Source organism: Ulvibacterium marinum, assembly GCF_003626755.1.
Lineage (GTDB): Bacteria > Bacteroidota > Bacteroidia > Flavobacteriales > Flavobacteriaceae > Ulvibacterium > Ulvibacterium marinum.
Genome location: NZ_RBCJ01000002.1, coordinates 990,082 through 1,002,962, shown reverse-complemented (window position 1 = coordinate 1,002,962; position 12,881 = coordinate 990,082). Strand labels below are relative to the sequence as shown.

Genomic DNA, 12,881 nt, shown 5'->3' with positions numbered 1-12,881 from the left:
TTGGATACACAATATTGACATATTTCCTAAATTGTAGAAAGGATCTGGTTCAATGTGTTGCTTGGCCGCATAACATCGGAAACCTTTTTATAATCGGGTTTGTAGTAACCACCAATATCCTGCGGACTTCCTTGGGCCGCCAATAACTCGTTTTTAATCTTGAGCTCATTTCCCTCCATTTCCTTTGCAATGGTCATAAAGATGGCCTTTAACTCCTGATCCCTGTCTTGATCGGCCAATGCCCGTGCCCAATACATGGCAAGTTTAAAATGGCTTCCTCGCGTATCACGTTCATTAACCTTCCTGGAGGGTGCCTTGTTATTTTCAAGGAATACTTCGGTAGCTGTGTCCAAAGCGTCCCCAAGTATGCGGGCCTTTTCATTATTGTTCTTTTCTCCAAAGAAATCCAGGGAAACGCCAAGGGCAAGAAATTCTCCCAGAGAATCCCATCGCAGATGACCTTCTTCCAAAAATTGTTCAACATGTTTGGGTGCAGATCCTCCAGCACCGGTCTCAAAAAGACCTCCTCCATTCATTAGAGGTACTATGGACAACATCTTGGCACTGGTTCCTACTTCCAATATTGGGAAAAGATCGGTAAGGTAGTCCCGTAATACATTTCCCGAGACCGAAATAGTGTCTTCGCCTTCCTTTAAACGTTGTAAGGTAAATTTTGTGGCCTCGATCGGGGATAGGATTCTTATGTCCAACCCTGTGGTATCGTGAAGTGGAAGGTATTCATTCACTTTCTTGATCAATTCGACATCGTGGGCCCGATCTTTGTCCAACCAAAATACAGTTGGGTTTTGGGTAGCCTTGGCACGTGACACGGCTAATTTCACCCAATCTTGTATAGGAGCGTCCTTTACCTGGCACATACGCCATATATCACCCTTTTCAACGGTATGCTGAAGCAATGTTTCATTTGAATTTAGGTCGATTACCTTTACGATACCATCGGATGGAATTTCAAAGGTTTTGTCATGGGACCCATATTCTTCGGCCTTTTGGGCCATTAGCCCAACATTTGGAACAGTGCCCATGGTTCTGGGATTAAAAGCACCATTTTCTTTACAAAACTCTATGGTGGCCTCATAAACTCCAGCATAACTGCTGTCCGGTATAACAGCCTTTGTATCTTTTGATTTGCCCTCTGAGTCCCACATTTGCCCGGAATTACGAATCATTGCGGGCATTGAGGCATCAATAATGATATCGCTAGGTACATGAAGATTGGTAATTCCCTTATCGGAATTTACCATGGCCAAATCCGGTCCCTCGGCAATGGTCTTCTCAATATCGGATTCAATTTCTGTCCTTTGATCTTGAGGAAGGTCCTTTAATTTGTTGAGGAGATTTTCCAGTCCATCGTTGGCACTCACGCCAATGGTTTCAAATGTACCTCCGTGTTTTTCAAATACTTCCGCAAAGAAAACCTTCATCGCATGGCCGAAGATAATAGGATCTGAAACTTTCATCATTGTGGCTTTCATGTGAAGGGAAAACAATACACCCTTCTCCTTGGCATCCCTTACCTGTTCTTCTAAAAATGCAACCAAGGCTTTTTTACGCATTACCGTGGCGTCGATAATTTCCTTTTCCAGGAGTGAAATCTTATCTTTTAGCGCAATGGATGAACCGTCGTTTTTCAGCAATTCTATCTTCACATCCGTAGCGCGGGCCAAGGTCAAGGATTTTTCATTGGACTTGAAGTCTCCTTGGTTCATTGTAGCTACATGGGTATTGGAATCCGGGCTCCAATCTCCCATGGGATGAGGATTCTTCTTGGCATAATTCTTAACGGCTCTTGGTGCCCTGCGGTCCGAATTTCCTTCACGCAATACTGGATTTACCGCACTACCCTTAATTCCATCATAGCGGGATTTAATTTCTTTTTCCCTTTCGTTTTTGGGTTCGTCAGGGTAATCCGGCAGGGAATATCCCTTACCTTGAAGCTCTTCAATAGCCTCCTTTAGTTGTGGAATAGATGCACTGATGTTGGGCAGTTTAATAATATTGGCTTCTGGATTTTTGGCCCAATTTCCGAGTTCTTGCAGATTATCGGGTAGTTGTAAATCCGGACTTAAAAAATCCGGAAACTTCGCAATAATCCTTCCTGCTAAGGAAATATCCTTGGTCTCAATGGTTATTCCGGATGTTTTAACATACGCTTTTACTATGGGAAGAAAGGATTGGGTGGCCAAGGCCGGAGCCTCATCAGTTTGGGTATATAAAATTTTTGGCATTTAAACTCTCGTTTTGTATTAAGCGGAGCAAATATACAATTTTAAACATGCCTAGCGGGCAGCAAAATTTGATTTATCCATGGGCAATTGAAACATAGGTCGAGAGATATACATGGGGTAGGGCAGGATTTATAACAAAGAACAAAAGCCATATCATTGTACGGATACATTGACATGGCTTTCTAGAAACAGCTAGTAAACCTTGTGTTTTGTATTTACAACAAAACCGCAGCCATTGACTGCATTTACATCACTGCTCAAACGTTTGAAACATCTTTTGTTCTTAATTATCAAACCAAGCAACTACTCCATGTTTCTTCTTGCTATTTTAATGGACTTATCTTAAATACAGAGCCGAGACTTTGCATTTAACGTAAAGAACATCCACATAAATCTACCAAGAACGACAGCCCTCGGCTATTATGCTCACCTATTTAAAAAACTGGAAGCAATTTACATTGCAACTCAAAATTCCAATACAGCTAAACAACAATATAAAGAACGTAAACTTTATAGTGAATTAAACTCATATTTCTCCAAACATTTCATTTAACTCACACTTAAATATACCACAAATATCCGTAATCGCAAAAATTTGTAAGAAATTAAAAATCAACATGATATGAACTATTATTATTAACAATTGTTCATAAACAAAAAACCCTATCCATTCATACATGGATAGGGCTTTATTTTATAATTTCTCAAAAATTCTATGACCGAACTTCCTTTATCCTTGCTTTTTTACCGGTTAGGCCTCTGAAATAAAAGATTCGTGCTCGGCGTACCTTGCCTTTTTTGTTTATTTCAATCTTTTGTAGGGCGGGCATGTGAATTGGAAATATTCGCTCTACACCGACTGTACCGGACATTTTGCGAATGGTAAAGGTCTCTGTTGTACCAGAACCTCTTCGCTGTATTACAACTCCCCTAAAAAACTGGGTACGTGTCTTTTCACCTTCTTTTATTTCATAGTACACCGTAATGGTATCTCCTGCGGAAAATTCCGGAAATTCATTTTTAGGAACAAACTCGTTTTCAACAAATTTTAATAGTGATTCCATGGTCTCTTATCTTTATTGTAATTTTTAAATCAACATTCACGATTTTCGTCAGAGGTTAATTTAACAGTGTGCAAAAATAGTTTATAAATTAGAAACTACAAGCTATTCCTTATAAATTTTAATAGGGGTCCGCAACCTAATGCTATACTATTCCAAGAGGTCCGGTCTAAGATTTTCCGTTCTCTTTAAGGCCTCTTCTTCCCGCCAACGCTCAATTTTTGGAAAGTTACCACTTAAGAGAACTTCAGGGACCTTCATCCCTTTATAGTCGGATGGTCTGGTATACACCGGTGGAGCTAGAAGATTGTCCTGAAAGGTATCCGTCAGGGCCGAAGTTTCGTTGTTGAGTACACCGGGAATCAATCGGATGATGGCATCACATAGAACAGCGGCTCCCAACTCACCACCGGATAATACATAATCTCCTATGGAAATCTCCTTGGTGATCATGGTATCCCTTACCCTTTGATCAACTCCCTTATAGTGACCACATAGCACGATAACATTCTTTAGTAGGGATAGTCCGTTGGCCATTTTTTGATTCAATGTTTTACCATCGGGCGTCATGTAGATGACCTCATCATATTCGCGACCCGACTTAAGGGCAGAGATACATCGGTCTATAGGTTCGATCATGAGTACCATTCCCGCACCTCCACCAAATTGGTAGTCATCCACTTGGTTGTAACTATGGTCCGTGTAGTCCCTTAGATTATGAAAATGCACCTCTACCAGTCCTTTCTCTATGGCCCTTTTTAAGATGGAGGCCTCAAAAGGACTACGAAGTAGTTCTGGTAGGACGGTAATGATATCGATACGCATTGGGAATTAATTTTATGGATCTATTCCGGAGTCCAAAAGTAATGAAACCAACGCGAATCCTTTGTCCAGCCCAATCGTTCGTATAACTTTTGAGCGGGATTGTCCGTTTCCGTTTCCAAGGCCAGCCCTTTATAACCCAATTTCAAACAGTGCTCTTTTGCCCTTTGCAAAAGGGCCTCACCGATTCCCATCTTTCTAAACGACTTGCTTACAAACAGATCGTTGAGAATAAAAACGGGCTGTAGGGAAGCAGAGGAAAATGTAGTATACAATTGGGTGAAGCCAACAGGTTTTTCCTGATACAATGCAAGAAATAGTACCGATTCGTTACGATCGAACCGCTCTTCTAGAAATTTCCGGGCAGCGGTTAAGTCGGACTGCTTACCATAAAACACCCGATAACCATCGAATAAAGGAACGATTAGGGGTATATGGGTCTTATCGGCCTTAACTATGGAAAGCATTTAATTTTTCGAATAAGCCCCGACCGGGCATTGAAAATACCAAAGTAGTGCCTTATTTGGATTTTTTGTATTTGTTGATTTCGTCCTGTAATTGCCTGCTAATCCTCTGTTCGCGCTCCAAGGCCCTTCTTCTGTGATCTTCGTACTCCGTCTCCAATTCAGAAAGGTTTTGTTTGGCCTCTTGGGTCAGAATATTACTTTTCCGGAATCTATAGATAAACAACAACAGCAAAAGCAAAAGACCGAGTATGACCGTCCATAAGATGAAATTATAGGTTCCCTTGGAAACTTGAATTCCCAAAAACGACATGCTGTCCTTTTCTCCCGTAACGGTGGTAAGGCTGTTGGTAGTTTCATCCAATTTTTTGTTCAAGGATGCTATGGTCGTCTCATGTCCAGAGATTGTGGCCCTAAGTTCATTGGCCCTTTTGTTGTAGGAGTCCAAGGTATCTAGAACATTTTTGCGGAGCTTGTCCAAGGAGATAACGCGAACCACTTCATACCGTTTGCCATCAGCACGGTAATTTCCTGATTTTTTATATATAAATTCGAATTGATTGTCTATCGGACCTTTGTCCAAGGACAATTCCGGTTGAGTGCCTTGATCCTGTGCAAATTGTAGGTGAAATGCAAATAAGACCATGATGGTAAACAGTATCTTAAAACTTTTCATTTTTAAGTAATTCTTAAGTAATGTTAAATTAATGATTTAGAGTGGGACTAAAGTAACCCAATATTATTAATTAAGAAAAAAATTTGATGATTAGGTAGGGTTTGTACAGAATTTCCCCAGCTCAATCAAGATGTTTGCACTTCTAGTGTAATCCTGATTAGTAATAGGTATACCTTTTTACCTTGGCAATGTACTTGGCCAGTCGTATAATCTGGTGTGTATAACCATACGCATTGTCATACCAGATATACAACACGATGTTCTTCCCATTTCCCGAAACTATGGTCGCACTACTGTCGTAAACAGCAGGGGCTGAAGTTTCTGCGATATCCGAGCACACCATTTGTTTATTGAGGGAATATTTAATTTGTTCTACCAAATCGCCTTCGAGTGCATATTTCTTTACTATGGTATTTATACCGTCCAAGGAAGTCCTGTTTTTTACCTCTAGATTTAAAATGGCCAAGGAACCATTTGGGGCCGGCACCTGTATGGCATTAGAGGTAAGTTTACCTTTTAAAGAGGGTAGAACCTTTGCCGCAGCTAACTCTGCACTCGTTTCTGCAATGACCATATGCCGTGCCCCGATTCCTCTGCGATTATACTTTTCTGGTGTATTATCGCTGTCATCGGTACAGGTATGGATGAATTCCAAATGCCCTTTTTTAATACCTAACGAGTCCTCCAAAACCTTAAGAATAGGTGTAATGGCGTTTGTGGTGCTGGAAGTTGCAGAATACATGTTGGTATTATTCGGGTCGTAATCATGGTGATTGACCCCGTATACTATGTTTGGTACTTCCTTACCCGGGGCAGCGAGCAAAACTCTATTCACTCCTTTGGATTTCAAGTGTCTGCTGAGTTCACGTTGGCAGCGGAACGAAGCCGTATTGTCTATGAGCAAAGCATTGGAGATCCCATATTTTGTATAGTCTACATCTTCCGGTTTTTCTGCTTGGATAAAATATACCGGCGTTCCATTTATTATCAGCAGATTATTTTCCGGATCAATGTCCACCGTACCCATAAACCTTCCATATACGGAATCCATACATAGCAGATCGGCATTTTTCATCAATGTCCCGGCATTTAGCTCTTCGCCTATAACAATGGCTTTCAATTGCAACTGGTCACCTTTTCCGGTCTTTGCCATAAGCTCTCGTACCAGTAGCCTTCCGATTCTTCCAAAACCATAGAGAACAACATTTTTAGGCTGCTGGCGCTTACCTTTCCCTGCTCCCTTCAATTTGTCTATAACGAAAGACTTTACGTCCTGGAAGTTATTTTCGTCCGAATGGTACTCATAAGTAAGTTTCCCTATATCCAACTTGGACGGGGGTAATTTTAAATCATTTATGGCCCTTAGGATCTCTAAAGAATCAAAAATCGAAATTGGTTTTTGTACAAATTCACCGGCATACTCGTGCAAGTGAATGATGTCACTTACTTTTTTATCGATAGTTTGATTTTGGAACAAAACCACCTCAATGGCCTTATCATACCACAAATCACTTATTATCTTAATGAACTCGGTGGTGGCCTTTCTTCTATCAGCTTGAAATGCCAATTCTTTTTCGTAAGATTTCGTATGTTCCATTGGGGGAGTTTTGAACATATTTGATGTATGTACCCTGCAAAAATACTGATTTTCAAGGTTGTAATGCGTAGAAAATGCAATTAAAAAACGCCCTTTAAAGGGCGTTTTTTAATCGATGCTATTTTATTGAAAGATGAGGCGTTCCCTTTCCCCATCCTCGTTTAGCATGGTAATACTTGTTTTACCATATCTACTAATGCCTCCAAATAGGGTTCGGGCTTCTTGTATATCATTAATTTCCTCGCCATCCACGGCAAGTAATATCTTACCGTACAATCCATATCCTCGGTAGGTTTCAGGGACCCCGACAATTTTTACGCCTTTTTTTGTCCTAAACCGTTTTTTATCTTGATCGGTAAGGTTTTTTACTACAAATCCCATAACCGGAACCACCAAGGTCTGTCTTTCCTTGAGTAAGACCTCAACTTGTAGGGTTTCCCCATCACGATCAACGATTACCTCTACCTTGTCCCCAGGTCTTTTGGTAGAAACGTATCCGGTTAAATCGGGTAATTTATGTACTTGAATATTATCGATTTGTTTTACGATATCCCCGCGCTGCAAACCTGCTTCATCGGCCCCCATTCCTTTCTCAATTCCATCAATATAAACACCATCGATATTTTTTATGCCTTTCTCAGCGGCGTAAGGGGTATTTAGGCGGATTGGGGTAATCCCCAACAGACCTTTTTGAACATTGCCATATTCCATAATATCCTCAACTACTTTTTTGGCAATATTGCTGGGAACCGCAAAGGAATACCCTACATAAGAACCTGTCTGTGAGGTTATTGCTGTATTTATGCCAATAAGGTCTCCATTGGTATTTACCAATGCCCCACCACTATTCCCGGGGTTTACCGCTGCATCCGTTTGAATAAAGGATTGGTCGGCTTTTCCCAAAGCTCTCGCCTTTGCACTTACAATTCCGGCGGTAACGGTGGAAGTAAGGTTAAAAGGGTTGCCTACGGCCAAAACCCATTCCCCAATTTTAGTATCATTGGAGTCCCCAAAGGCCAAATAGGGTAGGGAGCGGTCCGCATCTATTTTTAGCAAGGCAATGTCAGAATTGGGATCGGCACCTATAAGTTCCGCATCATATGTTGTGTTATTATTCAACGTTATCTGTAATTGACTTGCATTTTTAATCACATGATTATTGGTAACGATGTAGCCATCTGGAGTAATAATAACTCCGGACCCGGAACCTACTTGTGCTTTTTGACTCCCTCCTGACCCGTAGAAAAAGTCGAATAGGCTACTGGGTTCCCTGCTCAGGGTCAGGTTTTTTACGTGCACCACGGCATTTACCGTATTTTCTGCTGCAATTGTAAAATCCACTTCGTTGATACCGGAGCCTTTGGCAGATGTTGGTGTATAGCTCGTACTAGTAGCAAAAATTGGTGTTTCATTATTTTCTGAAACCACTGCGTAGCTGGTCTTTTCAAAAAAGAGTTTATAGGCACCTAGGGTAATTACCCCTGCAAAAATGGCGACCAATAAAGAACTTCCTATTTTTTTCATACGTAATTTTTCTAAAAATTTTAAAATACGGCATAAAATTAACAGAATTCCAAATGTATTGGTATTCGTTTAACGACTTTTTAACTCCCAAAATTAGCTTAAATAAAGTCCTATCTTTGTACTGCAAATAGTGATATGAAACTTACTTTTTACAAATATCAGGGAACTGGGAACGATTTTGTGATGATTGATAATCGGCAGAAAACTTTCCCTAAAAAGGATTCCAATTTGGTTTCTTCCTTATGTGATAGAAGATTTGGGATTGGCGCGGACGGACTTATTTTGCTGGAAGGAGATCAAGATTCCGGTTTTGGAATGGTGTACTACAATGCCGATGGAAACGAGGGTAGTCTATGTGGTAACGGTGGAAGGTGTTTTGTAACCTTTGCGAAACATTTGGGCCTGATCGATGATGAAATGCGTTTTACAGCGGCAGATGGTATTCATACAGCAAGTATTAAGGGGAATGTCGTAAGCCTGAAGATGCAGGATGTATCGGACATAAGGGAGAAGCCAAATGCTATTTTCTTGGATACGGGATCTCCCCACCACGTACAATGGGTTCAGGGTTTGTCCGATTTTCAGGTGTACAAGGAAGGGGCCCGATTGCGCTATGGTATTTATGGTAAGCCTGGAAGCAATATCAATTTTGTGGAACCCACAGAGAACGGCTCATTTGCCGTAAGGACTTATGAAAGGGGGGTTGAGGATGAGACACTATCCTGTGGTACCGGAGTTACCGCTGTAGCTCTGGCCTTGCACAGCACGGGAAGATTACAGCACAATGAGGCAAGCATACAGACTCAGGGAGGAGAACTTAAGGTGACCTTTGACGTAAATGACGGGAAGTACACGGATGTTTATCTTATTGGCCCTGCCAAACAAGTCTTTAAAGGGGAAATAGAATGTTAAACCTCAAGGGAAAACATATCTATTTACGAGCTTTGGAACCAGAAGATTTGGATTTTTTGTACCAATTGGAAAATAATCCCGAGGTTTGGGAAATCAGCGGAACCACAACTCCATATTCCAAACATGTTTTAAAACAGTATTTGGAAAACGCCCATCGCGATATCTACGATGTAAGGCAATTGCGCTTATGTATATGCAATACAGAGGATAGGGTTATAGGGTTAGTGGATTTGTTTGATTTTGATCCTAAGAATAGAAGAGCCGGTATTGGGATTATTCTCGTAGAAGGAGAGCGGGACAAAGGTTTGGGTGGTCAAACCCTGGAGCTATTATGTGACTATGCATTTTCCGTCTTGGATGTAAGACAGTTGTATGCCAATGTAACCCCTGATAATGAAAAGAGTTTGTATCTTTTTGAGAAAATGAGGTTTGAAAAGGTAGGAGTAAAGAAAGACTGGATTTTTTTTAATGGGCGCTACACGGATGAAATTTTGCTTCAAAAGATAAATACATAATGTACATCAAAAAGATTTTATTGGCTATCGCATTGATCGGCCTCGTTGTAGGAGGAATATTCGCCTATAAGGTATATAACGCTATTTTCTCCCCAAACACCTCTTTTGTCAATGAAGAAGCCTTTGTATACATAAAATCCGATGCCTCCTTTGAAGAAGTACAGGAGGCTTTAGCCCCTTTATTAAAAGACTTGAGATCTTTTAAACAGATTGCCAAAAGAAAGGGGTATGCCGCTAATGTTAAAGGAGGAAAATATGCCATTAAAAAAGGAATGAACAACAATGAAATCATAAACTCCCTCCGCAGTGCCAATATGCCTGTAAAGGTTTCCTTTAATAATCAAGAAACTTTGGAAGATTTGGCAGGTAGGGTAGCTTCCCAAATTGAAGCGGACAGTGTCTCTTTGGCGCGTGCTTTTCGAGATAACGAATTTTTAAAGTCCAATAAATTCAATGAAGACTCTAGCCTAAGCATGTATATCCCCAATAGCTATGAGTTCTTTTGGAATACTTCCGCAGTGGAATTTCGTGAACGGATGTTAAAGGAATATAATCGCTTTTGGAATGAAGAACGTTTGGAAAGGGCCAAGGAATTAGGGCTTACTCCAAAGGAAGTGGTAACCTTGGCCTCCATTGTGCACAAGGAGTCCGCTAAAATTGATGAAAGGCCCAAGGTAGCGGGATTATACTTGAACAGACTGCGCAAGAATATGCGCTTGCAAGCTGATCCCACGGTAATCTTTGCTATGAAGAAGCACGCCGGAGACTTTGATATGGTGATTAAACGTGTATTGTATAAGGATTTGGAGCTAGATTCCCCATATAATACCTACAAATATGCGGGTTTACCTCCAGGACCCATAACCATGCCGGATATCTCCGCTATTAACGCGGTCTTAAATCCGGAAAAACACGACTACTATTATTTTGTGGCGAACATAGAGAATTTTGGCTATCATAAATTTGCCGAGACTTTGGCGCAACACAACCGAAATAAGGTGCAATATATCCGCTGGATCAATGCGCAAAAAATTACCCGATAGGCCACTAATCCAATTTTTAGGACATGTTAACTAAAATTGGATATTTTTAACAAAGTCTTGGAAAACAACCACGAAATGGGATTTATCTTTGTCCCGTGAAATTTAAGCTAGCCGTTTTGGCTGTAAGTCTTAAGAAAATCATGGTATGAAAAGAGGTATAATCTTTTTTTGTCCCCTGATCTTACTTTTTATTTTAACGAGTTTTGGGAATAAGGCCTCAACGGTGAAAGTTCCGGAAACCCTTAAAGTAAAAGAACCTACTAAAGTTTTGTTCCCCAAAAACAAAACTGCTATTACTGCGGCTATGGTCGCGCCTCCCTTTCTGGGAAGCTCCTATATTGGCTTTAAGGAGGCCTTGGCCTTTAAAGAGTCGCAAGGGGATTACTTTACGACCAATACCTTGGGATATTTGGGAAAATATCAGTTTGGTATTGGAACACTTCAACTTATGGGAGTGTACAGTGCCACACGTTTTCTGAACGACCCCATTCTACAGGAAAAAGTGTTCTACACCAATATGTCCAGGAACAAATGGATTCTTAGAAGGGATATAAAGCGGTTTGTAGGGAAGCGAATTGGAGGAGTGGAGATTACCGAATCCGGAATGTTGGCAGCAGCACATTTGGCAGGACCAGGTAATGTAAAAAAGTACCTTAGGTCTTACGGACAAGTTGATGTAGCGGATGAATACGGAACAAATATTGCCCACTATATTAGAAAATTCTCGGGCTATGATGTTTCTTATGTTGCTTCAAAACGTAACCCAAAAATCTAACAATATTAGTTATATATGAAAATGGGTGGGTCCGGTCGGAAACGATCGGACTTATTTTTTAGCCCTGTATGATAAATATGGTGGGTCTTTTGTGAAGTTCCACACTATCGTTTTTCCAATCTCTAACGGACTGTGTAAGGATAAACTCTGTAGGAAGTGTAATATCCGAAGCAATGCATAGAAGTGTTTTTATGGAAAGGGACCTCAAAAGTTCACCGAACAATTTATCGTTTCTATAAGGAGTCTCAATAAATAGTTGGGACTGCTGTTTCTCAATGGAGAGTCGCTCTAACCGTTTTACCTCTTTCTTCCGCTCGGGAGCATCTATGGGCAAGTAACCGTTAAAGGCAAAATTCTGACCATTAAGACCACTGGCCATCATGGCCAATACTATGGACGATGGCCCTACCAATGGGATAACCTGGATTTTTTTTTCATGGGCTATTCGGACCACCTCTGCACCAGGGTCGGCTATTCCAGGACATCCGGCCTCTGAGAGGACGCCTACATCAAAACCATCAAGACAAGGCAAAAGAAAACTGGGAATCTCTTGGGGTTCCGTGTACTTGTTCAAAACCTGTATCCTTAAATTGGACTGATGTTTTCTAGGGCTTATTTTTTTGATAAAGCGTCTAGCGGATTTTTCATTCTCCACTACGTAGTGATCAATATCCTCCACTGCTCGTTTTATGGAAATGGGCAATACCTCAAGGGGAGCAATATCCCCAAGGGTGGATGGAATTAAATACAATTTACCTGCGGCCTTGGCCATTTGCAATTAAAGGTTGGTTTTATAGTTTTTTGACAATTTCGGAACAGGCCTTGTCAATAAGATGGAACACTTTTTCAAAACCGTCCCCGGGGCCATAATAGGGATCGGGAACTTCCCGAATTCCGGATTCCATCTCCTCCAACAACATTTTTACTTTTTGGGCCTGCTCTTTATTTCGTGCCAATGAAATTACATTTCTGTAATTACTTTGATCCATGGTATAAATGATGTCGAAATTATCAAAATCCTTGGAGGAAAATTGTCTGCATCGCTGATGGGAAATGTCTATTCCATATTTTCTGCCAACCTCGATACTGCGTTCGTCCGGCCGGTTACCTATATGATAGCTGCCCGTGCCTGCGGAGTCTACAACAACTTTTTCGGGATCTACTTTGCTTTGTAATATACCTTCGGCCAATGGTGACCTACAGATATTTCCCAGACAGACCATTAATATCCTTTTGGCCATAAACG

At 41.0% G+C, this 12,881-nt stretch carries 13 protein-coding genes; 4 read left to right on the top strand and 9 right to left on the bottom strand.

All coding sequences use genetic code 11. From position 1 onward, the window contains the following. Positions 1-26 precede the first annotated feature (26 nt). From D7Z94_RS11580 to D7Z94_RS11550, 7 genes are all read right to left on the bottom strand, one after another. The gene (locus tag D7Z94_RS11580; RefSeq protein ID WP_120711699.1) at positions 27-2,246 is read right to left on the bottom strand and encodes an NADP-dependent isocitrate dehydrogenase; all 2,220 of its coding nucleotides are present in this window, start codon (positions 2,244-2,246) and stop codon (positions 27-29) included. 713 nt (positions 2,247-2,959) lie between these two features. Then, positions 2,960-3,310 carry a 50S ribosomal protein L19 gene (rplS, locus tag D7Z94_RS11575; RefSeq protein ID WP_120711698.1) on the bottom strand — a complete coding sequence of 117 codons (351 nt, stop codon included), beginning with the start codon at positions 3,308-3,310 and terminating at the stop codon, positions 2,960-2,962. 147 nt (positions 3,311-3,457) lie between these two features. Next, the gene (gene trmD, locus D7Z94_RS11570) at positions 3,458-4,132 is read right to left on the bottom strand and encodes a tRNA (guanosine(37)-N1)-methyltransferase TrmD (RefSeq protein WP_120711697.1); all 675 of its coding nucleotides are present in this window, start codon (positions 4,130-4,132) and stop codon (positions 3,458-3,460) included. A 20-nt stretch (positions 4,133-4,152) separates the two neighbouring features. Then, on the bottom strand, positions 4,153-4,596 hold the full coding sequence (locus D7Z94_RS11565) for a GNAT family N-acetyltransferase (RefSeq protein ID WP_120711696.1): 444 nt from the start codon (positions 4,594-4,596) through the stop codon (positions 4,153-4,155). A gap of 52 nt (positions 4,597-4,648) precedes the next feature. After that, positions 4,649-5,269 (bottom strand): tRNA (guanine-N1)-methyltransferase, encoded by a 621-nt coding sequence (locus tag D7Z94_RS11560; RefSeq protein ID WP_120711695.1) that lies wholly within the window; start codon positions 5,267-5,269, stop codon positions 4,649-4,651. A 157-nt stretch (positions 5,270-5,426) separates the two neighbouring features. Then, the gene (locus D7Z94_RS11555; protein ID WP_120712041.1) at positions 5,427-6,866 is read right to left on the bottom strand and encodes a glyceraldehyde-3-phosphate dehydrogenase; all 1,440 of its coding nucleotides are present in this window, start codon (positions 6,864-6,866) and stop codon (positions 5,427-5,429) included. Between the two features lie 123 nt (positions 6,867-6,989). Next, positions 6,990-8,390, bottom strand: coding sequence for a S1C family serine protease (locus D7Z94_RS11550; RefSeq protein WP_120711694.1), 1,401 nt, complete (start codon positions 8,388-8,390; stop codon positions 6,990-6,992). A 135-nt stretch (positions 8,391-8,525) separates the two neighbouring features. Between D7Z94_RS11550 and dapF the strand changes: the two genes are divergently transcribed. The 4 genes from dapF to D7Z94_RS11530 all read left to right on the top strand — a co-directional run bounded on the left by dapF (position 8,526) and on the right by D7Z94_RS11530 (position 11,635). Further along, entirely contained in the window at positions 8,526-9,302 is a 777-nt protein-coding gene (gene dapF / locus D7Z94_RS11545) for a diaminopimelate epimerase (RefSeq protein WP_120711693.1), read from the top strand. Then, positions 9,296-9,817 carry a GNAT family N-acetyltransferase gene (locus D7Z94_RS11540; RefSeq protein WP_120711692.1) on the top strand — a complete coding sequence of 174 codons (522 nt, stop codon included), beginning with the start codon at positions 9,296-9,298 and terminating at the stop codon, positions 9,815-9,817. The genes dapF and D7Z94_RS11540 overlap by 7 nt, the downstream gene beginning before the upstream one ends. Continuing rightward, positions 9,817-10,860: an endolytic transglycosylase MltG gene (gene mltG, locus D7Z94_RS11535; protein WP_120711691.1), complete on the top strand. Its 1,044-nt coding sequence runs from the start codon at positions 9,817-9,819 to the stop codon at positions 10,858-10,860. Before D7Z94_RS11540 ends, mltG begins: the two co-directional genes overlap by 1 nt. Positions 10,861-11,005: 145 nt before the next feature. Beyond that, the gene (locus tag D7Z94_RS11530; RefSeq protein WP_120711690.1) at positions 11,006-11,635 is read left to right on the top strand and encodes a hypothetical protein; all 630 of its coding nucleotides are present in this window, start codon (positions 11,006-11,008) and stop codon (positions 11,633-11,635) included. Positions 11,636-11,693: 58 nt separating this feature from the next. On the opposite strand, the gene D7Z94_RS11525 is transcribed toward D7Z94_RS11530, so the two are convergent. Both D7Z94_RS11525 and D7Z94_RS11520 read right to left on the bottom strand, forming a co-directional pair. Continuing rightward, positions 11,694-12,407 carry an SAM-dependent methyltransferase gene (locus D7Z94_RS11525; protein WP_120711689.1) on the bottom strand — a complete coding sequence of 238 codons (714 nt, stop codon included), beginning with the start codon at positions 12,405-12,407 and terminating at the stop codon, positions 11,694-11,696. Between the two features lie 19 nt (positions 12,408-12,426). Then, positions 12,427-12,876, bottom strand: coding sequence for a low molecular weight protein-tyrosine-phosphatase (locus D7Z94_RS11520; RefSeq protein ID WP_120711688.1), 450 nt, complete (start codon positions 12,874-12,876; stop codon positions 12,427-12,429). Positions 12,877-12,881 lie beyond the last annotated feature (5 nt).

Coding starts and splice junctions, on each gene's coding strand:
- D7Z94_RS11580 (WP_120711699.1), bottom strand. CDS start 2,246: ATGCCAAAAATTTTATATACCCAAACTGATGAGGCTCCGGCCTTGGCC.
- rplS (WP_120711698.1), bottom strand. CDS start 3,310: ATGGAATCACTATTAAAATTTGTTGAAAACGAGTTTGTTCCTAAAAAT.
- trmD (WP_120711697.1), bottom strand. CDS start 4,132: ATGCGTATCGATATCATTACCGTCCTACCAGAACTACTTCGTAGTCCT.
- D7Z94_RS11565 (WP_120711696.1), bottom strand. CDS start 4,596: ATGCTTTCCATAGTTAAGGCCGATAAGACCCATATACCCCTAATCGTT.
- D7Z94_RS11560 (WP_120711695.1), bottom strand. CDS start 5,269: ATGAAAAGTTTTAAGATACTGTTTACCATCATGGTCTTATTTGCATTT.
- D7Z94_RS11555 (WP_120712041.1), bottom strand. CDS start 6,866: ATGGAACATACGAAATCTTACGAAAAAGAATTGGCATTTCAAGCTGAT.
- D7Z94_RS11550 (WP_120711694.1), bottom strand. CDS start 8,390: ATGAAAAAAATAGGAAGTTCTTTATTGGTCGCCATTTTTGCAGGGGTA.
- dapF (WP_120711693.1), top strand. CDS start 8,526: ATGAAACTTACTTTTTACAAATATCAGGGAACTGGGAACGATTTTGTG.
- D7Z94_RS11540 (WP_120711692.1), top strand. CDS start 9,296: ATGTTAAACCTCAAGGGAAAACATATCTATTTACGAGCTTTGGAACCA.
- mltG (WP_120711691.1), top strand. CDS start 9,817: ATGTACATCAAAAAGATTTTATTGGCTATCGCATTGATCGGCCTCGTT.
- D7Z94_RS11530 (WP_120711690.1), top strand. CDS start 11,006: ATGAAAAGAGGTATAATCTTTTTTTGTCCCCTGATCTTACTTTTTATT.
- D7Z94_RS11525 (WP_120711689.1), bottom strand. CDS start 12,407: ATGGCCAAGGCCGCAGGTAAATTGTATTTAATTCCATCCACCCTTGGG.
- D7Z94_RS11520 (WP_120711688.1), bottom strand. CDS start 12,876: ATGGCCAAAAGGATATTAATGGTCTGTCTGGGAAATATCTGTAGGTCA.